This is a genomic window from Serratia sp. CY38905 (assembly GCF_052168875.1).
GTDB classification, from domain to species: domain Bacteria; phylum Pseudomonadota; class Gammaproteobacteria; order Enterobacterales; family Enterobacteriaceae; genus Serratia; species Serratia sarumanii.
Window position 1 is genome coordinate 22155 of sequence record NZ_JBJNLV010000005.1, and the last position, 21979, is coordinate 44133.

Consider the following 21979-nt stretch of genomic DNA (forward strand, 5'->3'; position numbering starts at 1 on the left):
AACGCAATGCGCGTCGTGAAACATTAAATAAGGGCGAAATTCTGGCGCCTAAGCGAATATCGCGCAGGTGCAGAACCTCTCTTTTTATTGGCATAAAAACGGTGGGGTGCCTTTGCTGGCTAAGCCCGCTGTCGCTAAGGAACGGCGAGGGTCATAAGGCCCGCCTCGCCGCGCGCTGAGGCGAATCGAGGATAATCCATAACGGTGTTCTCCTGGATGGGATATATCGCATTAGCCAGCTGAGTTTACGGTCTTCATTGCCGTCTAAATATAAATACAGCATTAAAAGAATTGCCGCCCATCAAATTTTTATATGACTTGTTGAGTAAATACGAATAAGCGGAAAATAAAATATAACGGCGCGTGCTAAGGCTGGCGTTGAGCGGAGGCGGTGTTGATCTCGGGAGGAAAAACGGCCTGCCGAAGCAGGCCGTTGCGGGGAGTTTACGCCAGATCGAAACGATCGAGGTTCATCACTTTGTTCCAGGCGGCGACGAAGTCGTGGGCGAACTTCTCCTGCGCGTCGGTGCTGCCGTAGACTTCGGCCAGCGCGCGCAGCTGCGCGTGTGAACCGAACACCAGATCGACGCGGGTGCCGGTCCATTTGACCGCGCCGCTGCGGCGATCGCGCCCTTCGAACAGGCCGTCCTCACCCACCGGGTGCCAGGTGGTGCCCATGTCGAGCAGGTTGACGAAGAAGTCGTTGGTCAGCGCCTGCGGCCGCTGGGTGAATACGCCGTGCGGCGTGCCGCCGACGTTGGCACCGAGTACCCGCAGCCCGCCGACCAGCACCGTCATTTCCGGCGCGGTCAGGGTCAGCAGCTGCGCCTTGTCGACCAGCAGCGTCTCGGCCGGCACGCGGTATTTGCCCTTCAGGAAGTTGCGGAAACCGTCGGCGAGCGGCTTCATCGCTTCGAAAGAGTCCACGTCGGTCTGCTCCTGCGAAGCGTCCATGCGGCCCGGCGCGAACGGCACCGTCAGGGCCAAACCGGCGTTCTTCGCCGCCTGTTCCACGCCTGCGGCGCCGGCCAGTACGATCAGATCCGCCAGCGAGACGCGCTTGCCGCCGGCCTGCGCATCATTGAAGGCGCGTTGGATACTCTCCAGCTTGGCCAGCGTCGCGGCGAGCTGCGCAGGTTGGTTGACCGCCCAGTCTTTTTGCGGCGCCAGGCGAATGCGCGCACCGTTGGCGCCGCCGCGTTTGTCGGAACCGCGGAAGCTCGAAGCGGAAGCCCAGGCGGTGGAGACCAGTGCCGATACCGGCAGACCGGAAGCCAGCACGGCGTTTTTCAGCGCGGCGATGTCCTGCTCGTCGATCAGCGGATGATCGACCGCCGGGATCGGATCCTGCCAAATCAGCTCTTCCTGCGGCACTTCCGGGCCGAGGTAGCGAGGGCGCGGCCCCATATCGCGGTGGGTCAGCTTGAACCAGGCGCGGGCGAAGGCGTCGGCCAACTCTTCCGGATGCTCATAGAAGCGGCGCGAAATCTTCTCGTAGGCCGGATCGAAGCGCAGCGAAAGGTCGGTGGTCAGCATGGTCGGGCGGCGTTTCTTGTTCGGATCGAAGGCGTCGGGAATGGTTTCACCGATGTCTTTCGCCACCCACTGGTGCGCGCCGGCCGGGCTTTGGCTCAGTTCCCATTCGTATTCGAACAGGTGGCGGAAGAAATCGTGGTTCCACTGGGTTGGGGTGGTGGTCCAGGTGACTTCCAGGCCGCTGGTGATGGCGTCTTTGCCGACGCCGGTGCCGAAGGTGCTGTGCCAGCCGAGACCCTGCGACTCCAGCCCGGCCGCTTCCGGATCGGCGCCGACGTTAGACGCCGGACCGGCGCCGTGGGTCTTGCCGAAGGTGTGGCCGCCGGCGATCAGCGCCACGGTTTCTTCGTCGTTCATCGCCATGCGGGCGAAGGTTTCACGGATGTCGCGCGCGGCGGCCACCGGATCGGGATTGCCGTCCGGGCCTTCCGGGTTGACGTAGATCAGGCCCATCTGCACCGCCGCCAGCGGGTTCTCCAGGTCGCGGTCGCCCGAGTAGCGGCTGTTTGGCCCGCCGCTCAGCTCCAGCCAGATCTTCTCCGAGCCCCAGTAGACGTCATCCGGCTCCCAGGTGTCGGCACGGCCGCCGGCGTAGCCGAAGGTTTTGAAGCCCATCGATTCCAGCGCCACGTTGCCGGTCAGGATAATCAGATCGGCCCAGGAGATGTTGCGGCCGTATTTCTGTTTGATTGGCCACAGCAGGCGGCGCGCTTTGTCGAGGCTGACGTTGTCCGGCCAGCTGTTGAGCGGGGCGAAGCGCTGCTGGCCTTCGCCCGCGCCGCCGCGGCCGTCGCCGATGCGGTAGGTGCCGGCGCTGTGCCAGGCCATGCGGATGAACAGGCCTCCGTAGTGGCCGAAGTCCGCCGGCCACCATTCCTGCGAGTCGGTCATCAGGGCGTGCAGATCCTGTTTGACCGCCGCCAGATCGAGACTGTTGAAGGCGTCGGCGTAGTTGAAGTCTTTATCCATCGGATCGGACAGGGGGGAGTGCTGATGCAGCGGTTTCAGGCTGAGCTGATTGGGCCACCAATCCTGATTGGTGGGGCCGTTCTGCGGTGCGGGCTGTTTGCCGCCCGAAAACGGGCATTTGCTTTCAGTTGTCATAATGCGCTCTCTGCTTCCGTAAGGGTGCTCCAGCCGCCGGGCGTGGAGCGGTTAACAAGGCATGCGGGTAAGGCTTGCGTCGGGTGTTGCGCTAAATAACTGAACTCAATGGAATCACATCGCCCCGGCCGCTAACGGGCAAAGGGCGACTCATGGCTAAGCTTAGTCAGCGGCGGCGGAGAGATAAAATAGGAATGATTGAATACTGTGATAGCTTGCGGCGATTCATGGCTGTGTTATTGATAGTCAACGCGGCGCTCTATCGGCGCCGCAGCATCACCTTGAGTACCGCGTCCGCCAGCCTGCCGAACGGCGCGCGCAGCAGATCGGTGAAGCGCCAGCGGCTTTGGATAAAGACGCCCTTGGCATGGCTCAGCGCCCGGAATCCTTCGATGCCGTGACAGGCCCCCATGCCGCTGGGGCCGATGCCGCCGAACGGCAGATCGTCCTGGGCAAAGTGCAGCAGGGTGGCGTTGACGCTGACGTTGCCGGAGGTGGTGCGCGCCAGCAGCCTGTCCTGCAGCGTGCCGCCTGGGCCAAAGTAGTACAGCGCCAGCGGGCGCGGCCCGGCGTTGATAACGTCGATCGCTTCATCAAAGGCGGCGTAGGTGCGTATCGGCAGCAGCGGCCCGAAGATCTCCTCTTGCATGACCCGGCTGTCGTCGGGGGCGCCGACGATCAGCGTGGGGGCGAGGGTTTTCGGCCGTTCCACCGCCGAGTCCGGGCGGTGGCCCACCGGAACGATCCGCGCGCCCCGCGCCTGGGCGTCGGTGAGCAGATCCTGCAAACGGTGGTAGTGCCTGTCGTTGATGATGGCGCCGTAGTCATGGCTCGTCGGCCCGTCGGGGTAAAACGCTTTGACCGCCGCGTCGTAGAGCGCAATGAAGTTTTCCACATCGTCCTGATGGATCAGCAGGAAATCGGGCGCGATGCAGGTTTGGCCCGCGTTCGACAGCTTGCCGAACGCCACGCTCTTGACGGTTCTGGCGTTAACCGCGCCGGGCGCCACCACGGCGGGGCTTTTGCCGCCCAGCTCGAGCGTCAAGGGCACCAGATTTTTACCGGCCGCCTGCATGACCTGACGGCCGATCGCCGTGCTGCCGGTGAACACCAGGTGATCGAACGCCAGCTCACTGAACCCGGCCCCGACGTCCGGCCCGCCGGTCACCACGGCGACCTCATCGGCGGGAAACAGCGCTGCCAGCATCGTTTCGATAAGCTGGCTGGTGCGCGGCGTGAGCTCCGAAGGTTTCAGCATCACGCGGTTGCCGGCGGCCAGGGCGGTGGCCAGCGGGATGAAGGTCAACGAAAACGGGTAGTTCCACGGCGCCATGACGCCAATCACGCCTTTAGGTTGGTATTGCACGTAGGCGCGCCCGGCCTGGTACGGCAGGGCGACGTGGCGGCGTTCCGGCTGCATGAAGCGTTTCAGGTTGCGCAGCAGGTAATCGATCGCCTGCACGGTGACCAGGATCTCCAGGATGTCGGTTTCGTAAGGCGAACGGTGGCCGAAGTCTGCGCTGACGGCCGCCGTCAGCGCGCCGTGCTGGGCCAAAATGGCGCTCCGCAGGCGGCGCAGGGTGGCCTTGCGCTGAGCGATCGTCGGTGCGCCGTCGCGCAGGAAGGCATGACGCTGGGCGGCAAGCCGTTGCTCCATCGTCATGAGGATGTCATCTCCCTGCACTTGAATTCTCCTGATGCCGAGTGAAAGCGGGAATGCGGTTTGCCGAATCGTGTTTGACCTTAAAGTGAACTTTAAACCTATACTCGTTAAACGATCAACGCAAGATCGTCGGCCAACCGGGATGAGGGAGCCAGAGATCCCGGCGCCGCGCGCAGTATAAACCTTCTTTTTTAACCAAAGTGTAAATGGGAGAAACGACATGGGTTACGTAACGACCAGCGATGGCGTCGAGATTTTCTACAAGGATTGGGGCCCCAAAAACGGCAAGGTTATCTATTTTCACCACGGCTGGCCGCTGTCCAGCGATGACTGGGATGCCCAGATGCTGTTCTTCGTGAACAAAGGGTTCCGCGTGGTTGCGCACGATCGCCGCGGCCACGGCCGCTCCAGCCAGGTGTGGGAAGGGCACGACATGGACCACTACGCCGATGACGTCGCCGCGGTGGTAAAACACCTGGGCGTGCAGGGCGCGATGCACGTGGGCCACTCGACCGGCGGCGGCGAGGTGGTGCGCTATATCGTGCGCCACGGCGAGGACAAGGTGTCCAAAGCGGTGCTGATCAGCGCGGTGCCGCCGCTGATGGTGAAAACCGACGCCAATCCGCAGGGCACCCCCAAAGCGGTGTTCGATGATTTCCAGGCGCAGCTGGCCGCCAACCGGGCGCAGTTCTATTACGACGTGCCCGCCGGCCCGTTCTACGGTTATAACCGCCCGGGCGCCAAACCGTCGGAGGCGATTATCTGGAACTGGTGGCGCCAGGGCATGATGGGTGGCGCCAAGGCACACTACGACGGCATCGTCGCCTTCTCGCAGACCGATTTCACCGAAGATCTCAAGAAGATTGCCATTCCGGTGCTGGTGATCCACGGCGACGACGATCAGGTAGTGCCTTATCAGGACTCCGGCGTGCTGTCGGCCAAGCTGGTGCAGAACGGCACGCTCAATACCTATAAGGGCGCGCCGCACGGCATCCCGACCACCCATGCCGATCAGGTCAACGCCGATCTGCTGGCGTTCGTGAACAGCTAAAGACTCAACGCGTCGCGAGCCTCGCCCTTCACCGGGCGGGGCTTTTTATTGGCTGCGGGAGAGCGGATCACCAGTGATAGCTGATGCCCATATCGAGCTTGTCCGAGGCATCGACGCCGGGCGTGTGCTGCGAAAGGTTATTGAATTCATAGTTAATAAACACCTGCATATTGCTGTTGAGCAACCAGGTGACCCCCAGCTCCTCATAGTTCAATAAGTCCATGTTCCGGCCTGCCCGGGTCTGTATCAAACGGGTATAGCCGATGTTGGGTTGGATGTGGTCCGTCAGCCGGTATTTGGCGAGCGCTTCATAACTTGACGCCGAACCGCGGTTAGCGGTTTGTTGCGGGCTGATGGCGTTGTCGCTTTGGGTGAACACGGCCGCAAGATAGATTTTTTTCGACGCATAGAGAACCCCTTCGGCCAGCGTATCGATGCGCCGGCGATAGCCGGCGGCGCGTTGTTGCCGCTGCGTGGTTTGAGACGCCGAGGCGGCGGCGATGAGGCTGAGCGTCGGCGTCAGCGCATAACGGAAGGAGAGGCCGAATCCGTTGCCGTTTTGTTTGCCCGGCGTTTGCCGGTCGTCGCCGTCTTTGAACTGATATTGCAACGCGAGTGCGGCGCGCCGCTGAAACAGGCTGAAGGGGCGGCGGTAAGTGAGCAGGTTACGCGCCCGGCCGCGCATAAAATTGTCGATGTAGTTGTAGGCCATCTCTCTAAACAGCGGAGAGCGATCGGTCAGGGCGGTCACATCATAGAGCACGCCCCAATTGCGGCCGATATCGAGGCTGCCGAAGGTTGCGTTTTGCACCCCAATATAGGCGAGTCGGGTGCTGTTGCGAGTCGCGTCGGCGAAGCTGACGGTATATTCCCAGTGGGCGTAGGCCCGCCAGCGCGGCGCGATCTTTTTTTTGCCTATCAGGCCGAAATAGAGGTAGCTGCGGTCGCCGTCGTCGCGCGCGTTTTGGCCGCTGTAGCGTCTGGCGATAATCGTGCCGTAGAAATTCAGGCTGTTTTGCTGCGACCCCGTCAACGACACGGCGAAGGCGCCGCGTGGTAATAGGGCCAGCAGGGGGAAAAGCATGCCCGCCGAAAAATAACGCGGATTGCATTTTATCATGATGACACCGTCCCTGTGCGCGGCAAGCCCGTGAGCTTGCCGCTCCGGCGAAGCTTAAGCGTGCGTTTCGCGTTTAAAGTAGCTGACGATCCCCTGAGCGATCGCCGTGGCAATTTTATTTCGGAATGCGGGGGTGCCGAGCAGCCTTTCTTCCTCAGGGTTGGTGATGAAAGAGGTTTCCACCAACACGGAAGGAATATATGGGGATTTTAAGACCACGAAGGCCGCCTGTTCGGTATTTTTGGCATGCAGATGATGAATGGGCGCAATATGTTGAATCAGGTGCGAGCCCAGCGTCAGGCTTTCTTTGATCGTTTCCGTCTGCTCCAAATCAAACAGTACCTTCTGCAAATAGCGGTCTTTCTTGATGACGTTAGGGCCGGCGAGATCGTCCGCCGCGTTTTCACTGTTCGATAAGTATTTCGCCATCGCGCTGCTGGCGCCTTTATTGGAAAGCGCAAAGACCGAAGCGCCGCAGGCGCTGGGGCAGGTAAAACCGTCGGCGTGGATGGACATGAAAAGATCCGCACCGTGCCGGTGCGCGATCTCCACCCGATCGTAAAGCGGAATAAAAACGTCGCTGTCGCGCGTCAGGCGGGCATCGATGCCGTGTCGATCGAGCTGTGCACGCACATTTCTGGCGATCGCCAGAACGACATGTTTTTCCAGCGAACCGGTGTGGCCAATGGCACCGGAGTCGATGCCGCCATGACCGGGATCCAACATGACCAGGAATCTTTTTCGCGCCCCCTGAGGTTTGGGGCGCGGCAGGCCGTGGGCGTGAGCCAGCGGGGAAACGGCGCCGTTCAGCGCCAGGGCCGCCAGCCCTGCCAACATCATTCTGCGGCGAGATAACCGGGTGTTCAAAAGGTCCGTCTTAGCCATAAGGTTAACCAGCATAAAAGGAAAGGGTGTTTTTGTTATAACATAACAATTTCACGCGCCAGCGGGGTTGTCTGTTAGCGGCTGTTACTTTTAATGTCATTCCTTAAATTCACTGGTTTTTTATACTGCATTTATTTTGTTTATTGAATATTCGTATTGCTATTAATTTGTTTTGTATTTGTTAATTCTTATTTTGACACACTATTTAATCTAATATTTCAAATGAGATTTATTTTCCTCTTTAATTGATATGTTATAACGTAATTACTAAAACGGATAAAAAACGGGGTCTTTGCCGCCGGCATGAAGTCACTCACGTTTTTGGAGCGTTAACATGACTTTTAAACACCAGGAAAAAGAGACATTAAATATATTCGCCGTTCTCGCCGTCTCGTTAAGCACGGTTATCGCCATGCTCGACAGTACCATCGCCAACGTGGCGCTGCCGGTGATCGCCAAAGATTTCGGCGTTTCCGAATCGGCCTCCATCATGATTATTAATGCCTACCAGTTTGCCGTCGTGGCCTCTTTGATGCCCTTCGCGGCGCTGGGGCGCGCGGTGGGCAATAAAAAAATCTTTATGGCCGGGGTGGTGCTGTTCGCTTTTTCATCCCTGGGCTGCGCGCTGTCCACGACGCTGGAGATGCTGACGGCATTCAGGGTGATACAGGGCTTCGGCGCGGCGGCGGTGCTCAGCGTCAATGCGGCGCTGATCAAGGAGATATACCCGGCAAGGCTGCTTGGGCGCGGCCTGGGCATAAACGTGATGGTGGTGTCGGTTTCCGCCGCCGCCGGGCCATCCATCGCCTCGGCGATACTTTCTCAAACGAGCTGGAACTGGCTGTTTACCATTAATGTTCCCATCGCCTGCCTGTCGCTGCTGCTGAGCGTGATATTCCTGGGTTCCCGCGAGCGGCGCAGCGTTGGGTTCGACAGCGGGGGCGCCCTGTTGGTGTTTGTGCTGTTTATCGCTTTCTCGCTCAGCACCATGAGCATGACCACTCACCATCTGCCGGCGGCGGCGCTGAGCTTTGCGGTATTCGCCGGGCTGGCCGGGTTGCTGTACATCAATCAAAAAAGAAAGGCCGACGCCGCGCTGATCCCGATCGCGATGCTGCATAACCCGACGCTGTCATTGTCTTTGCTGATGTCGATGCTGTCCTACAGCACCCAGCTTTTGGCCTATGTTTCGCTGCCTTTTTATTTTCACAACGTTCTGCAAAGAAACGTAGTGGAAATCGGTCTGTTGCTGACCGCCTGGCCGCTGGCCACCATGGCGTCTTCGCTAATTTCCGGCGATTTGGCCAAGAAGTACGATCCCAATCTTGTTGCCCTCTCGGGCCTTGCCTGTCTGCTGGCAGGCATGCTGCTGATGGCCAATCTGCCGAGCGATCCGTCGAATGGGGCGATCGTATGGCGCGTGGCGCTGTGCGGCATCGGTTTCGGCCTGTTTCAATCACCGAACAACCTGTTGATCATGACGTCGGTCTCCCATGAAAACAGCAGCATCGCCAGCGGCCTGTTGGGCAGTTCCCGGCTGATTGGGCAAATCGTCGGTTCGGCGTTGGTGGCGATTTTCTTCAACATGCGGGGCGCGCAAGCGACGAATATCAGTTTAATGGCGGGGGCGGCATTCTCGTTCCTTTCTCTGGTCGTGAGCTATATGCGCTTCAAGTCCGCCGTTACGTTAAAAACCAGTAAATAGAAGCACGAGGTTTCCCATGCGATTTATCCCATTAGTGCCGTTGGTTATCGGCATGGCGGCGTTTTCCCTTGCCGGCTGCACGACCTACCACGACGTGGCGTTGCAACAAAAAGAGACGGGGCTCAATAGCCAATATTACCTGCTGCAGCCGCCGGTCTATGTCGGCGACCGGTTGAAATATGGTCTGAAGGACGGCAGCGGCGGCGAGTTGACGGTGGCTAAGGTTGAACCGAAAGACCTGGTCGCCGACAGCGGAAAAATCATTCCCCTGTCGCAGCTCTCTTTCCTGCAACGAAAAGACCTTTCCACAGGAAAAACCGCCGCGTTGGTTGGCGGCGGCGCGGTCGCCACCACGGCAATCGTCTTTGTGGCCGGGATAACCATCATGGCCGCCGGCATCGCCGCGTCGGCCTAACGCAGCCCATCGCCGCACGCCGCCGAGCGTGCGCACAGGAGGCACCATGTGCGTCACAGTGAAATTTATCGCCACCGCGCTGCTGGCAATATTCGCCTTGCCGACGGCGCCTTGCGCCAGCGGTAGTCAGCCGGCGGCGGCCGAACGGCCGCAGAGCGCAGCGGTGCAAAAGTTGCCTGGCCACTATCAGCGGATCGTCATCACCGGCAACTGCCCCTTCGGCGTGATCCTGGCGAACGAGGCGGCCTACCGGCACGTCGTCGGCGTGGGGCCCTGGGCGTTCATGCATGCCGATATGCATGTGTTGAAGGACATGAAGCCTGACATCGGCAGGATCACCTCCGCCTTCATCAATAAGGACTACCGGGTCAACATGGAGTCGTTAATGAATCTACGGCCCGACATTATTTATTACTACGGCAAAAGCCAGGACGATCGGCTGGAAAGGGCGGGCGTGATGACCGTCGATCTGGATGCCGGCGGGAAGACAAAGTACCAACCGATGGTCACCCAGATGTATTGGGAAAATACCTTCGCCGACACGCTCGGCCTGCCGCGCACGCACAAATTCAAAGACGCCTGGGAAAAGACCCTGAAGCAGATCCGCCCCTATGCCGCAGCCATCCGCGCGCAGCACGTCAGGGCGTTGTATCTCGAAGAAAGCGACGGCAGGCAGCTGAAGGTGAGCGGCCCGCATACCTACGGCGACACCTACCTGAAAATGGCCGGCATGGACAACGTCGCCGGGGATTTGCCGGTGAAAGGGGATGCCGGCAGGTACATCAACGTTTCGATGGAGCAGATCATGGCCTGGGATCCGGATGTGATTTTCGTGGTTTTCGGCAGCGCCAAAGCGCTGCTGCACGGGGGGATCCCCGGCCAGGCCTGGGAGACGCTCAGGGCGGTAAAAAACGGCAAGGTTTTCTCGACGCCGGTGGGCATTCATAACTGGGGGGGCCTGTCGGCGGAAACGTCACTGCTGCCGCTGTTTATGATCAACCGCTATGCCCCTGAAGACATTAGCGACAAGACGCTGCGGGAGGAGACGCGCCGCTATTATCAGACGATGTTCTCCTATGCGATCCCGGACCGTTTGTTGGATGAGGTGCTGGCACAGCGCTAGCACCACGGTTGAATTGCGTTAGTGGGTTGGAGGAGCTTGGGGATGCCGGGCAGAGGAAAATATATGGCGATCATGGTAGGGCTGTTTTTAGCCTTGTGTGTGGTTGCCGTCGCATCACTGTTTGCCGGCCGTTACGCCTTGTCGGCCCATGACGTGCTGCAGATTTTATGGCAGGGGAACATGCCGGGGGAAAACCAGGCCCACTATTCGGTGATTTTTAACCTGCGTGCGCCGCGGGTGGTGGCGGTGATGCTGGTGGGCGGCGGGTTGGCGGTCGCCGGCGCGACCTTTCAGGCGGTGCTGAAAAACGCGTTAGCCAGCCCGGACGTGCTGGGCACGTCTTCCGCCTCCGCCTTTGGCGCTGCGCTGGGCATTTTATTGAGTTTGCCTTTTGCCCTGAGTTCCCTGCTGTCGTTTCTTTTCGGCGTGGTGAGTTTGTTGCTGGTGCTTGGCATCTGCCGCCTGAAACGCCGGCAGGATGCGCTGACGACGATCCTGTCCGGCATGATTATCGCGTCGGTGTTTATCGCGTTTGTCTCGGCCATCAAATATGTCGCCGATCCGCAGGATACCTTGCCCGCCATCGTCTTCTGGCTGATGGGCAGCTTCGCTTCGGTGGCGAAAGTGCAGGTCTATTGGTTGATCCCGCTGTTTGCGGCGTGTTACCTGACTATCTACCGGCTCAGGTGGAACATGAACATTCTCTCGCTGGGGGACGACGAGGCGCGCATTGCCGGCCTGAATCCGCCCCGGCTGAAGATCCTGCTGCTGATCGCCGCCTCTCTGCTGGTTTCCGCTTCCGTGAGCTTGGCCGGCGTGGTGGGGTGGGTTGGCTTGGTGATCCCCCATTTGGTGCGAAGCGTGCTGGGATATAACCACGGCCGTCTGATCCCAGCATCGGCGCTCGGCGGCGCGTTGTTTTTGCTGGTTATCGACAATATTGCGAGAGGCGCCACCTATACGGAAATTCCAATCGGTATCCTGACCGCGCTGATCGGCGCGCCGCTTTTCGCGGTGCTTTTTATTCTGGGGAATCGATATGATCACCGCTAGCCGGCTAGCCTTTGGTTTCAAGGGGCGGGAGCCCATTTTCGACAACGTCAGCTTCGAGCTTAAGCGCGGCGAGATCCTCAGCGTGCTGGGCCCGAACGGCGCCGGCAAAACGACGCTGCTGAGAAATATTGCGGGCCTGTGTCGACCCAGCGCCGGCAGGTGCGAGATCGGCCGCGTCGATAATCGAGAGGCGCGCCTGGCCTACGTGCCGCAGGCGAAGGCGCCACATTTTTCCTATGGCGTACTCGATTTTGTCACTTTCGGCTGCGCCCGCCATACGGGATGGTTCGCCGGGCCGCGGCGGCAAGATTTCACCAGGGCGCAGGCGGTGTTGCACGCGTTGGAGATCGCGCCGCTGGCGCAGAAAAATATCAACCAGATCAGCGGCGGTGAACTGCAGATGTGTTATTTCGCCAAGGCGCTGGTGGCAGATCCCGACGTCATGATCCTCGACGAACCGGAATCGAATCTGGATTTTTACAATCAGGCCAAAATGATCGAGATGCTGTGGCGCCTCGCCAAAGAGCGGCAGATGACGATCGTGCTGAATACGCATTTCCTCAATTACGCCGAACGCATCTCCGACAAGTGTTTACTGATGGCAAAACGGCAGTCGCTGTTTGGCGTTAAAAGCGCAGTGCTGCAGGAAGATATCCTGGAGCGCTATTTCCGGGTGCCGGTCAGAAAATGCCGCTATGAACACCAGGGCGCCAGCGAAGAAACCTTTATTATCGCTCTACGCAATCTCGCCTGAGTTTCGGCTGCAAGGATTGCTTGAGGGATATCCCTCATTGCGGCCCCGCCGGCGGTTATTTAAGCTGAAAGGGCAACGTAACGGTGAATATGGAGATAATCATGACTGATTCAGTGTCCAACGATCGTAATCCCACCCCGGATGTGGCGGAAGACAACGCGTTCTTCCCATCACCTTACTCCCTCAGCCAGTACACCTCGTCCAAAACCGACTTCGCGGGCGCCAGCTACCCGAACGCCTATCGCGGCGGCAAGTGGAAGGTGCTGATGATCGCCTCGCAGGAGCGCTACCTGCTGATGCAAAACGGCAAGTTCTTCTCCACCGGCAATCACCCGGTCGAGATGCTGTTGCCGATGCATCACCTGGATCTGGCCGGTTTCGAGATCGACATCGCCACGCCGTCCGGCGATCCGGTGAAGCTGGAGATGTGGGCGTTCCCGCAGGAAGACGACGCGGTCAAGGCCACCTACGAGAAGTACCGCAGCCAGCTCAAGCAGCCGAAAAAGCTGACGGAAGTGGTGAAGGATCTGGATGGCGGCAACTACCTCGGCGTTTTCATCCCCGGCGGCCACGGCGTGCTCAACGGTATCCCGTTCAGCGAAGAGGTGAAAAAGACCCTGCACTGGGCGCACGACAACGATCGCTACGTGATTTCGCTGTGCCACGGGCCGGCCGGTTTGCTGGCGGCGGGCATCGACGAGAGCAAAGAGGATTTCCTCTATCGTGGCTATGAAATGTGCGTGTTCCCGGACTCGCTCGATACCGGCGCCAACATCGACATCGGCTACATCCCCGGCCCGATGCCCTGGCTGGTGGGCGAACGCCTGCGCGAGCTGGGCGTCAAGATCGTTAACGCCGACATCACCGGCAAGGTGCATAAAGATCGGCGCCTGCTGACCGGCGACAGCCCGCTGGCCTCCAACAACCTCGGCAAACTGGCGGCAGAGACGCTGCTGGCCGACGTCGCCGCACGATGAGCGACGAGATCGCGCAGCGCGCTTTCCAGACGGCGCTGGCGATGGACCACGAGCGAACCCTGTCCGCCATTCAGGGGCGGGTTCGCGCCTTCGCCGCGCCGTTCGGCTTCGATCGCTTTGTGCTGTTTTCCGCTGCGGCGGAGGCGGGGATCGAGCATATCTATTGGGTCGAGGGCGACTGGTTCGGCGACGGCGAGGCCGTCGATGCGCTGACCTACGTGCGGCACTGCCCGGTGACCCGGCACATGCTGCGGGTCAGCGAGCCGTTCTTCTGGACCAAGACCCGGGCGCAGCAGGGCGAGCGCTACCGGATTGTACGCACGCCGCGTGGCGCCGGCCTGCACGGCGTGCAGATCCCGGTGTTCGGCCCGGCCGGTTTGGAGGGCGCCGTCAGCCTAGGGGGCGATCGCATCGACGCCTCGCCGCCGGTGCGGCTGGCGCTGGCGCTGGTGGGCACGGCGGCCTTTCAGGCGGCGCGGCGGCTGTTCGCACCGGCGGCCGGCGAGGGGGAGAGCAGGCTGTCGGCGCGTGAGCGCGAGGTGCTGAGCTGGACCGCCATCGGCCGGCGGCAGGCGGATATCGCCGCGATGCTCGGCCTGTCTGAACGCACGGTGGAAAACCACCTGCGGCGCATTCGCCAACGCCTTGGTGCCGCCACCACCGCGCAGGCCATCAGCGTGGCGATCCGCCTGGGGGAAATCGCCCCCGAGCGCCGTTAGCCCGCCGCCATTTGCCGCAGCAGCCACTCGCGCAGCGCAATGATATCGGGGCGCTGCGCGGTTTCTTCGGTGGTCACCAGGTAATAGTTGGCGCCGGGTAACGACATCTCGAACGGCGCGGCCAGCACGCCGCGCTGCAACAAATCGCGCGCCAGCAGCCGGCTGGCGATCACCACCCCCTGGCCCGCCACCGCCGCCTGCAGCGCATGCGTCTCGTCGCTGAAGGTCAGCCCGGCTTCCACGTTCAACCCTTCCGGCCCGTAGCGCCGCCGCCAGTTTTCCCAGGTCGGCGCGTCGGCAGGCACCTGCCGATGTTCCACGTGAAACAGCGTTACCCGCCGCAAATCCTCGCTGCGCTTCAGCGCCAGCGCCGGGCTGGCCACCACGATAAAGCGATCCTCATGCAGCAGGGTGCAGTGCAGATCGGTTTCCGGCGTTTCGCGGTAGCGGATGGCGACGTCTACGGTGCGCTGGTTGAGATCGACGCGCTCGACGCTGGTGTGCAGGCGCAGATCGATGGCGGGAAACTCCGCCTTGAAATCCGCCAGGCGCGGCACCAGCCAGTGGGTGAGAAAATTGGAGGTGGTGGTGACGGTCAGCGCCGGCGGCTGTTGGGCGCGGGTGATTTGGGCGACGGACTGCTCCAGCGCGGCAAAGGCGCGCTGGGTGCCGGCATACAGGATCTCGCCGGTCTCGGTCAGGCTGACGCCCTGCGCGCTGCGCTCGCACACCCGGCATGCCAGCACCGACTCCAGCAGCTTAATCTGGTGGCTGACCGCCGTCGCGCTGACGCCCAGCTCCTCGGCGGCCAGTTTGAAGCTGCGGCAGCCGGCCACGGCGTGGAAGGCGCGCAGCGCGCCCAGCGGCGGCAAACGGGGTTTTCTCATGGCTGAGTTATTCTCATCTAAGGCTGAAAACTATGAGTTTGTCTGACCGATTATACAAGAGATAGGCTACTGACATGTGAACAGGGAAATGAATTTATTTCATCATTTCCACCATGTCGGGAGTTAACGATGAGCATATATGTCAACAACGGCGCCCTGGGCGCCATGGAACACACGGGAACGGCGGCGAGCGGTCTGGCGCTCAGCGTGCCGGTCGCGGCAGGCGCTTTGCTGCTGAAGACCGAAAGCCTGCTGGGCATCGGCGCAGCGCTGATGCTGCTAACGGCATTGGCGCTGGCGTTTCTCGGCGGCGCCGCGCTGGCCCGCTGGCAGCCGCTGCGGAAGCGGCCTGCGCTGGCTATGCTCCGCTACGGTTTTTTGCTGGCGGCGGCGGGGTGGCTATTGACGCTGCTGATGCTGTTCGGCGGCCATGATTGGCCGGCCCTGCTGGCGGGCATCGCCCTCGGCGGCCTGGGGCAGGGCGTGGCTTACCGCACGACGGTGGGGGAGAGAGCGGCGTTCGCCGTGGCGTGCAGGCTGGCGACGGTGGTGAGCATCGTGGCCGTGGGGGTTGCCGCTTTGCTGATTCAAACCTACGCCGCGCCGGGCGAGAGAGGAAGCTGTTTCGCGCTGGCGTTGCTGGTCGATCTGGCGTTGCTGGGGGCGTTGATGGCGCGGGTTGCGGAGCGGGATGGCGCCTGAGACAGTGCGGAGGGACAAGGGCCTGCCTGGGGACGGGGCGGGCTTTTTGGTGTTTGCGGAGATTGTTGAGTAGGTGATCCGACGGTTGGTTTTGTGGCATAAACGGACGCTACCTACCTCAAGGTAGCGTTTGCCATACCGAACAAGCCTCAGTGCGACGAAACAAATACCGAGGCAGGCTGCGCGGGCGGAATGGCGAAGTGACGCTGCATGCGTTTTATCTCCTCTGCCGGTGGCAGGCCAAACAGACGTTTGAATTCGCGATTAAATTGCGATGGGCTTTCATAGCCAACGGCGTAACTCGCGGCGGCGGCGGTGATTTGTTGGCGCACCATCAGCATCCGTGCCTGGTGCAGGCGTACCGATTTCACATACTGCATCGGCGGCATCTTCGTTATCGCTTTGAAATGGCTATGAAAGGTCGGCACGCTCATGCCGGCCTTCATCGCCAGCTGCGTCAGCGTTAGCGGCTCCGCGTAAGCGGCATGGATGTGCTGCAACGCTTTGCCGATTTTGCCAAACTGGCCCTGCAAGGCCAGCGCGGCACGCATGGCGTTGCCCTGTGCGCCTGTCAGCACGCGGAAATAAAGCTCACGCAGCCGCGTCGGGCCGAGGATCGCCGCTTCTAGCGGGTCAGCCAGGACTTCAAGTAAGCGAAGAACGGCCATTTTTACCCTGTCGTCCATGGGGCTCGACATCATGCTTTGCGGCGCGACGGGAGGGTGCGGGGCGCCATGCTGTTCAATATGCAACATCAGTTCAGCGGCAAGCTGAAAATCCAGATGCATATAAATCGCCAGCAGCGGATGTGCTGCCGACGCGTCGGTTTCCATCACAAACGGCACCGGCACCGAAACCGCCAGGTAGTGCTGCTCATCATATAAATAGGTCTGCTGGCCGAAATAGCCGCGTTTGCTGCCCTGACAGACAATCACGATCCCCGGATCGTAAAGCACCGGCGTTCTGGCAAGCGGGCGATCGGATCGCAAAATTCGCACATCAGGTAGGGCAGTGAGGTTGTATCCCTCTTGCACCGCAAGTCTATTCATCAGGGCAATCATGTCGTACATCCCACCACCTCATAAAATCAGGCAAGAAAAAGAGAAGATACGGCCTAAAAATGCGGCAGTACAGAGAATACCATGCAACCTTCATGGTTCATGGGAGTTCTTTTTATGGCATCTGCAAAAACGATTTTAATCACCGGCGTCAGCAGTGGCTTTGGTCAGGCGCTGGCGCGGGAAGCCCTCGCCGTAGGGCATCGGGTTGTAGGGACGGTGCGCAACAGCGAAGCACTGCAGGCATTCGGCGCGCTCGATACGCAGCGGGCTTTTGGCTATCTGCTTGATGTCACGGACGTTGAACGTATTGATGAGGTGGTTGGAGAGATTGAGTCCGCCGTCGGCCCGATAGATGTGCTGGTGAACAATGCCGGTTACGGCCATGAAGGCATACTGGAAGAATCCCCGCTTGCAGAGCTGCGCCGCCAGTTTGACGTCAATGTGTTTGGCGCGGTGGCGATGATCAAAGCCGTGCTGCCGGGCATGCGCCAGCGCCGTCGCGGCCACATTATCAATATCACCTCAATGGGCAGTTTCATTACCTTGCCCGGTATCAGCTATTACTGCGGCAGCAAATTTGCGCTGGAAGGGATATCAGAAACGTTAAGTAAAGAGCTTGCCCCGTTCAACCTACACGTGACCGCAGTGGCGCCGGGCTCGTTTCGGACGGACTGGGCCGGGCGTTCAATGGTACGCAGCCCTCGCTGTCTCCCGGACTATGACGCTTTATTTGAACCTGTTCGTCAGGCGCGTCAGGAAAAAAGCGGTAAGCAACTGGGCGATCCGGTTAAGGCGGCTCACGCCATGCTGGCATTGATCGAGAGCCGGAATCCACCCACGCATCTGTTGTTAGGCAGTGACGCATTAAGTTTGGTGCGGCAAAAGCTCGAGGCGTTAGGCAAGGAAATTGAACAATGGGAGAAACTTACCCGTTCAACGGATGGCTGACCGGTTTCGGGTAGGGAGAGTGCAGGGGATCATCGATGATGACCTTCCAACAGCAAAAAGCCCGCTCGGGTTTCCCTGAGCGGGCTTCTCTAAATATGGCTCCTCTGACTGGACTCGAACCAGTGACATACGGATTAACAGTCCGCCGTTCTACCGACTGAACTACAGAGGAATCGTTGGAACGGGGCGAATAATAGCGAGGCGCCGTCGGCATGTCAAAGGCGGATTACACATTCTGTGACTGTTTGCTTACAGAATGCGCAACCCGTTGAGTTTTTTGGCAGATTTAGCCCTCGGGCGCCAGTTGCAGGCGCAGCTGATAGCGGTAAACGCCGGCGGTGAGCAGGTAATCCCGGTGCACGCTCGGGCTCCAGGAGTCGTCGCCGCCCACCCCCATATGGAAACCGTCCAGATGCAGCCAGGTGCCGGCTTCCGGCTGCAGCAGGTGCTGGTGGCTGCAGGCCATCAGCTGTTGCAGGCCGTAGCGGCTGAGCGAGAAGTGGAAGCGGCCGTCGATGCGCCAGCCGCCGTAGCGCAGGCTGCGGGTGTCGCAGCGCAGGCCGTTCTCGCCGGGGAAAATATACGGCGTGTGCAAATCTGCCAGCGGCAGGCGCCAGCGCCCGTGCTGCGCGGCCAGGCGGCGATCCGGGTAATTCTCGTGCGGGCCCAGGCCCAGCCATTCCGCCTGTGGCTGCACCGTCGCCAGTTGGCAGTGCAGGCCGATGCGCGCCGGCGGCGGCAGGGCGTCGGCCACCTCGACCTCCACGCTCACGTTCACCGCGCCCAGCGCATCGAATAGCCACTGTTTGCGGCCGATCAGCAAAATCTGCCCGTCCACGCCGAACTGGTGTTCGCTCACCACCTGCACGCCGTTTTGCAGCGCATCGGCCTGCAGCCGCGTGCAGCGTTCCTCCAGCCGGTACAGGCCCGCCAGCTTCCAGCGTTCGATCCAGGCGTTGGGATCGATACGGTCCGCCTCGCTGACGCCGATGTCGTTATCGATCGGCGCGCGCGCAAAGCCGTCGCGCAGAGGCGTCAGCAGCTGCGGCTGCTCATTCTGCCACCACTGCGTCAGATGGCCGCTGCTGCGCTCGAAGCGCCAGCGCTGGTCGCCGTGGGTGAGGGTCAGCCCCTGATCGTTTTCAATCAGCGTTGGCGGCACGCCCTGCGCCGGCGGCGGCGCGGGATGCAGCGCGCGCGGCACCCGCCATTGATCCCAGGCGCAGCGGTGATGCGCTTCGGACCAGTCGGTGGCCTGCGGCTGCACCACCTCCACGTTCAGCCACAGCTCGCCGGGCTGATGCAGCATCGGCAGGCGGTCGAGCAGGGTGAAGCCAGCGCTGCCCTGCGGCGGCAGCGCCAGATCGAAGCTGCCGCTGGCGCGCTCCACGCCGTCCAGCTCCAGCCGCCAGTTGAGCTGCTCGTTGTCGGTCTGGCGGAACAGGTAATCGCTGGTGACGGTCAGCGTCAGCGAGGCGGCGTCGAAGGCGAAGCGGAACAGCTGCTGCGCCCGCTGCGCTTCGAACAGCGCCGGGTGCGGGGTGCGATCCGCGAACACCAGCCCGTTCAGGCAGAACTGGCGATCGTTGGGGGTATCGCCGAAGTCGCCGCCGTAGGCCCAGAACTCTTCGCCCTGTGCGTCGCGCTTGATCAGCGCCTGATCGACCCAGTCCCAGACAAAGCCGCCCTGCAGGCGCGGATGTTCGTGGAACGCGCGCCAGTAACGCTCAAAGCCGCCGAAGCTGTTGCCCATCGCATGGGCGTATTCGCACAGGATCAGCGGCCGCTGTTCCTCCGGCAGGCCGATCCACTTGCCGATCGCCCATTTGGGCACCGCCGGGAACGGTTGATCCTGATCCACCCGCGCATACATCGGGCAGATGATGTCGGTAGCGGCGGTGTCGGCGCCGCCGCCTTCATATTGCACCGGGCGGGTCGGATCCTGGCTTTTCACCCAGCGGTACAGCGCGTCGTGGTTCACGCCGTGGCCGGACTCGTTGCCCAGCGACCAGATAATGATGCAGGGGTGGTTGCGATCGCGCTGCACCATGCGGGTAACGCGCTCGCTCATCGCCGGCAGCCACAGCGGATCGTCAGCCAGGCGGTTCATCGGCTGCATGCCGTGGGTCTCGATATTGGCTTCGTCCACCACGTACAGCCCGTAGCGGTCGCACAGCCGGTACCACAGCGGGTGGTTTGGGTAATGTGAGCAACGCACCGCGTTGAAGTTGTGCTGCTTCATCAGCAGGATGTCGTGGCGCATCGTCGCCTCGTCCATCACCTGGCCGTGGCGCGGATGATGCTCGTGGCGGTTAACGCCGCGGATCAGCAGCGGCTGCCCGTTGAGCTTCAGCAACCCGCCGCTGATGTCCACCTGGCGGAAGCCGACGTCATAGGCCTCCAACTCGATGACCTCCCCCTCGGGCGAGAGCAGGGCGACGGTGGCGCGATACAGCGCGGGCGTTTCGGCGCTCCACAGCGCCGGGCGTTCTACCGGCAGGCGCAGCGTGACGCGATCGTCATAGGCGCCGCGCTCGTCCACGATCTCGCTGCCGAGCGGCTGGGTGCGTTCGGCCACCCGCGCGCCATCGCGCCACAGCTGAACCTGCACCTGCAGCGGGCCGGGCCGGTTGGCGCGCGCCGTCACCACCAGTTCGCCGCGGGTAAAGCTGTCATGCAGCGGCGTGGTGATGCGCACATCGCTCAGGTGCGCGGCGGGTTTGTGCAGCAGGCTGACGTCGCGGAAGATGCCGCTCATGCGCCACATGTCCTGATCTTCGAGATAGCTGCCGTCGCACCAGCGCAGCACCATCACCGCCAGCCGGTTTTCTCCCGGCTGCAGCCACGGGCTGAGATCGAACTCCGCCGGCAGGCGGCTGTCCTGCGAATAGCCGACCCAGTGGCCGTTGCACCACAAATAGAACGCCGAGTTGACGCCGTCGAAGATGATGCGCGTCTGGCCGGCGGCCAGCCAGGCCGGATCGACGCTGAAGGTGTGCGAGTAGCAGCCGGTCGGGTTGTCTTCCGGCACGTGCGGCGGATCGACCGGGAACGGGTAGCGCACGTTGGTGTAAATCGGCGCGTCGTAGCCGGCGAGCTGCCAGTTGCCCGGCACCGCCAGCGGGGCGGCGTCCGGCAGATCCTGCTGCAGCCAACTGTCCGGCGCCGCCTCTGGGCGCGGGAAATAGCTGAAGCGCCACTCGCCGTTCAGCGAGCGGCGGCTGGCGCAGGGGGCATCGTTGCGCGCGTCTTCCACCGTGCGCCAGCTGGCGAACGGCGGGTGGGCGTCCAGCCGGCGGTAGTGGGTGCAGGCCGGGTTTTGCCAGTCACGGCGGGCGAGGATCTCGGTCAGGGAAGCAAGGGGCGCAGCGGGCATCGGCGATCGTCCAGTCGGCTAGGTGATGCTCACCAAGATGCTGACCGGCGCATAAAAAGTAAAGCGGTTACACGCAACCTTGCAAGGGCGATCAAATAACCGCTAATGCGGTTCGCCGGCGCGGTAGATCCGCTGCGGGCGGCCGACCTTGCCGTAAATGATCTCGGCGCGCAGCTGCTGCGCGGCGGTGCAAAACTCCAGATAACGGCGCGCGGTGGTGCGGCTGAGCCCCATTTTTTGCGCAACGCTTTCAGCGGTGTGGCGCGCGGCGGGTTCGGCAAATAGCGCGCGGACCTTGCCCAGCGTCAGCTCGTCGATGCCGGCGGGCAGCGCCGCCTGCTGTTCGCCGCGGGCGTAGGTGTTGAACATCTCGTCGATGCGGCGCTGGTTGAGGCGCGCTTTGTCTTTCAGCGCTTCGCGGCGCTGGCTGAAGCGCTGCAGGGTCTGGCTCAGCCGGTCATAGGCCAGCGGTTTGATCAGGTAGTCGAATACGCCGTAACGCAACGCCTCGGCCACGGTGGCCATGTCGCTGGCGGCGGTGATGAACACGATGCCGCCGCGATACCCGCTCAGCGTCAGTTCGCGCAGCAGGGTGATGCCCTGGCCGTCAGGCAGAAAGTTGTCCAGCAGGATCAGGTCCGGCTTGAAGCGCTCGGTCATGGCGCGCGCCTGCGCCAGCGTGCCGGCCAGCCAAATCTGGCGGCAGCCGCCGTTCTGGCGGATAAACTCCGCGTGCATCTCCGCCAGCGGCGTTTCGTCTTCAACGATCAGGATGTTCAGCCATTCCATAATGAAACCTACTATTGCAATCAAGATGCTAAATGAATGTAAGTAAATTGCGGCGCCAAATAAAGATTATCTCAATAATAAACACCATAAGATTAATTAAGCAAATAAAGA

Annotated in this window: 18 protein-coding genes and 1 tRNA gene; 10 read left to right on the forward strand and 9 right to left on the reverse strand. The window is 61.3% G+C overall.

Annotated features, from left to right (window positions below):
* Window positions 1–444: 444 nt before the first annotated feature.
* Together katG and ACJ8MK_RS13050 are read right to left on the reverse strand one after the other, a co-directional pair.
* Complete coding sequence (katG, locus tag ACJ8MK_RS13045; protein ID WP_442517799.1) at window positions 445–2640, reverse strand: catalase/peroxidase HPI; 2196 nt, start codon at window positions 2638–2640, stop codon at window positions 445–447.
* A 259-nt stretch (window positions 2641–2899) separates the two neighbouring features.
* The gene (locus ACJ8MK_RS13050; RefSeq protein WP_442517800.1) at window positions 2900–4303 is read right to left on the reverse strand and encodes a coniferyl aldehyde dehydrogenase; all 1404 of its coding nucleotides are present in this window, start codon (window positions 4301–4303) and stop codon (window positions 2900–2902) included.
* A 220-nt stretch (window positions 4304–4523) separates the two neighbouring features.
* Between ACJ8MK_RS13050 and ACJ8MK_RS13055 the strand changes: the two genes are divergently transcribed.
* The gene (locus ACJ8MK_RS13055; protein WP_043147674.1) at window positions 4524–5354 is read left to right on the forward strand and encodes an alpha/beta fold hydrolase; all 831 of its coding nucleotides are present in this window, start codon (window positions 4524–4526) and stop codon (window positions 5352–5354) included.
* A gap of 67 nt (window positions 5355–5421) precedes the next feature.
* Here ACJ8MK_RS13055 and ACJ8MK_RS13060 read toward each other — a convergent pair whose 3' ends face one another.
* Together ACJ8MK_RS13060 and amiA are read right to left on the reverse strand one after the other, a co-directional pair.
* A complete protein-coding gene (locus ACJ8MK_RS13060) occupies window positions 5422–6474 on the reverse strand; it encodes a porin (protein WP_041035869.1) in 1053 nt (350 codons plus the stop codon).
* 54 nt (window positions 6475–6528) lie between these two features.
* Window positions 6529–7359 (reverse strand): N-acetylmuramoyl-L-alanine amidase AmiA, encoded by an 831-nt coding sequence (gene amiA / locus ACJ8MK_RS13065; RefSeq protein ID WP_442517844.1) that lies wholly within the window; start codon window positions 7357–7359, stop codon window positions 6529–6531.
* A 334-nt stretch (window positions 7360–7693) separates the two neighbouring features.
* Here amiA and ACJ8MK_RS13070 point away from each other — a divergent pair, with 334 nt between their 5' ends.
* The 7 genes from ACJ8MK_RS13070 to ACJ8MK_RS13100 all read left to right on the forward strand — a co-directional run bounded on the left by ACJ8MK_RS13070 (window position 7694) and on the right by ACJ8MK_RS13100 (window position 14105).
* Window positions 7694–9064 (forward strand): MFS transporter, encoded by a 1371-nt coding sequence (locus ACJ8MK_RS13070; RefSeq protein ID WP_041035867.1) that lies wholly within the window; start codon window positions 7694–7696, stop codon window positions 9062–9064.
* Between the two features lie 16 nt (window positions 9065–9080).
* The gene (locus ACJ8MK_RS13075; protein ID WP_223181972.1) at window positions 9081–9479 is read left to right on the forward strand and encodes a hypothetical protein; all 399 of its coding nucleotides are present in this window, start codon (window positions 9081–9083) and stop codon (window positions 9477–9479) included.
* 46 nt (window positions 9480–9525) lie between these two features.
* A complete protein-coding gene (locus tag ACJ8MK_RS13080; protein WP_202637324.1) occupies window positions 9526–10602 on the forward strand; it encodes an ABC transporter substrate-binding protein in 1077 nt (358 codons plus the stop codon).
* Window positions 10603–10665: 63 nt separating this feature from the next.
* On the forward strand, window positions 10666–11655 hold the full coding sequence (locus tag ACJ8MK_RS13085; RefSeq protein ID WP_226884630.1) for a FecCD family ABC transporter permease: 990 nt from the start codon (window positions 10666–10668) through the stop codon (window positions 11653–11655).
* Window positions 11642–12409, forward strand: coding sequence for an ABC transporter ATP-binding protein (locus tag ACJ8MK_RS13090; RefSeq protein ID WP_103772210.1), 768 nt, complete (start codon window positions 11642–11644; stop codon window positions 12407–12409). Before ACJ8MK_RS13085 ends, ACJ8MK_RS13090 begins: the two co-directional genes overlap by 14 nt.
* A 101-nt stretch (window positions 12410–12510) precedes the next feature.
* Window positions 12511–13386, forward strand: a complete 876-nt coding sequence (hchA, locus tag ACJ8MK_RS13095) for a glyoxalase III HchA (RefSeq protein WP_060388015.1) — start codon at window positions 12511–12513, stop codon at window positions 13384–13386.
* Entirely contained in the window at window positions 13383–14105 is a 723-nt protein-coding gene (locus tag ACJ8MK_RS13100; protein WP_442517801.1) for a PA1136 family autoinducer-binding transcriptional regulator, read from the forward strand. The genes hchA and ACJ8MK_RS13100 overlap by 4 nt, the downstream gene beginning before the upstream one ends.
* Here ACJ8MK_RS13100 and ACJ8MK_RS13105 read toward each other — a convergent pair.
* Window positions 14102–14992: a LysR substrate-binding domain-containing protein gene (locus tag ACJ8MK_RS13105; protein WP_442517802.1), complete on the reverse strand. Its 891-nt coding sequence runs from the start codon at window positions 14990–14992 to the stop codon at window positions 14102–14104. The two genes, ACJ8MK_RS13100 and ACJ8MK_RS13105, sit on opposite strands and share 4 nt — an antisense overlap.
* Before the next feature lie 129 nt (window positions 14993–15121).
* Between ACJ8MK_RS13105 and ACJ8MK_RS13110 the strand changes: the two genes are divergently transcribed.
* Window positions 15122–15694: a hypothetical protein gene (locus ACJ8MK_RS13110; protein ID WP_442517803.1), complete on the forward strand. Its 573-nt coding sequence runs from the start codon at window positions 15122–15124 to the stop codon at window positions 15692–15694.
* Between the two features lie 149 nt (window positions 15695–15843).
* On the opposite strand, the gene ACJ8MK_RS13115 is transcribed toward ACJ8MK_RS13110, so the two are convergent.
* Window positions 15844–16764 (reverse strand): AraC family transcriptional regulator, encoded by a 921-nt coding sequence (locus ACJ8MK_RS13115; RefSeq protein WP_442517804.1) that lies wholly within the window; start codon window positions 16762–16764, stop codon window positions 15844–15846.
* A 105-nt stretch (window positions 16765–16869) separates the two neighbouring features.
* Between ACJ8MK_RS13115 and ACJ8MK_RS13120 the strand changes: the two genes are divergently transcribed.
* Window positions 16870–17703: an oxidoreductase gene (locus ACJ8MK_RS13120; RefSeq protein ID WP_206190169.1), complete on the forward strand. Its 834-nt coding sequence runs from the start codon at window positions 16870–16872 to the stop codon at window positions 17701–17703.
* 96 nt (window positions 17704–17799) lie between these two features.
* Here ACJ8MK_RS13120 and ACJ8MK_RS13125 read toward each other — a convergent pair.
* The 3 genes from ACJ8MK_RS13125 to dpiA form a co-directional block, all read right to left on the reverse strand.
* Window positions 17800–17875 (reverse strand) — tRNA-Asn (locus ACJ8MK_RS13125).
* A 114-nt stretch (window positions 17876–17989) separates the two neighbouring features.
* Window positions 17990–21079, reverse strand: a complete 3090-nt coding sequence (locus ACJ8MK_RS13130) for a beta-galactosidase (RefSeq protein WP_442517805.1) — start codon at window positions 21077–21079, stop codon at window positions 17990–17992.
* A gap of 102 nt (window positions 21080–21181) precedes the next feature.
* Window positions 21182–21868 carry a two-component response regulator DpiA gene (dpiA, locus tag ACJ8MK_RS13135; RefSeq protein ID WP_021505854.1) on the reverse strand — a complete coding sequence of 229 codons (687 nt, stop codon included), beginning with the start codon at window positions 21866–21868 and terminating at the stop codon, window positions 21182–21184.
* Window positions 21869–21979: the final 111 nt, after the last annotated feature.

Bases quoted from the DNA above. Each gene is read 5' to 3' on its own strand.
- ACJ8MK_RS13055 (WP_043147674.1), top strand. From the start codon at position 4,524: ATGGGTTACGTAACGACCAGCGATGGCGTCGAGATTTTCTACAAGGAT.
- ACJ8MK_RS13075 (WP_223181972.1), top strand. From the start codon at position 9,081: ATGCGATTTATCCCATTAGTGCCGTTGGTTATCGGCATGGCGGCGTTT.
- ACJ8MK_RS13115 (WP_442517804.1), bottom strand. From the start codon at position 16,764: ATGTACGACATGATTGCCCTGATGAATAGACTTGCGGTGCAAGAGGGA.
- ACJ8MK_RS13100 (WP_442517801.1), top strand. From the start codon at position 13,383: ATGAGCGACGAGATCGCGCAGCGCGCTTTCCAGACGGCGCTGGCGATG.
- ACJ8MK_RS13060 (WP_041035869.1), bottom strand. From the start codon at position 6,474: ATGATAAAATGCAATCCGCGTTATTTTTCGGCGGGCATGCTTTTCCCC.
- ACJ8MK_RS13070 (WP_041035867.1), top strand. From the start codon at position 7,694: ATGACTTTTAAACACCAGGAAAAAGAGACATTAAATATATTCGCCGTT.
- amiA (WP_442517844.1), bottom strand. From the start codon at position 7,359: ATGGCTAAGACGGACCTTTTGAACACCCGGTTATCTCGCCGCAGAATG.
- ACJ8MK_RS13085 (WP_226884630.1), top strand. From the start codon at position 10,666: ATGGCGATCATGGTAGGGCTGTTTTTAGCCTTGTGTGTGGTTGCCGTC.
- hchA (WP_060388015.1), top strand. From the start codon at position 12,511: ATGACTGATTCAGTGTCCAACGATCGTAATCCCACCCCGGATGTGGCG.
- ACJ8MK_RS13110 (WP_442517803.1), top strand. From the start codon at position 15,122: ATGAGCATATATGTCAACAACGGCGCCCTGGGCGCCATGGAACACACG.
- ACJ8MK_RS13105 (WP_442517802.1), bottom strand. From the start codon at position 14,992: ATGAGAAAACCCCGTTTGCCGCCGCTGGGCGCGCTGCGCGCCTTCCAC.
- ACJ8MK_RS13080 (WP_202637324.1), top strand. From the start codon at position 9,526: ATGTGCGTCACAGTGAAATTTATCGCCACCGCGCTGCTGGCAATATTC.
- katG (WP_442517799.1), bottom strand. From the start codon at position 2,640: ATGACAACTGAAAGCAAATGCCCGTTTTCGGGCGGCAAACAGCCCGCA.
- ACJ8MK_RS13130 (WP_442517805.1), bottom strand. From the start codon at position 21,079: ATGCCCGCTGCGCCCCTTGCTTCCCTGACCGAGATCCTCGCCCGCCGT.
- dpiA (WP_021505854.1), bottom strand. From the start codon at position 21,868: ATGGAATGGCTGAACATCCTGATCGTTGAAGACGAAACGCCGCTGGCG.
- ACJ8MK_RS13120 (WP_206190169.1), top strand. From the start codon at position 16,870: ATGGCATCTGCAAAAACGATTTTAATCACCGGCGTCAGCAGTGGCTTT.
- ACJ8MK_RS13090 (WP_103772210.1), top strand. From the start codon at position 11,642: ATGATCACCGCTAGCCGGCTAGCCTTTGGTTTCAAGGGGCGGGAGCCC.
- ACJ8MK_RS13050 (WP_442517800.1), bottom strand. From the start codon at position 4,303: ATGACGATGGAGCAACGGCTTGCCGCCCAGCGTCATGCCTTCCTGCGC.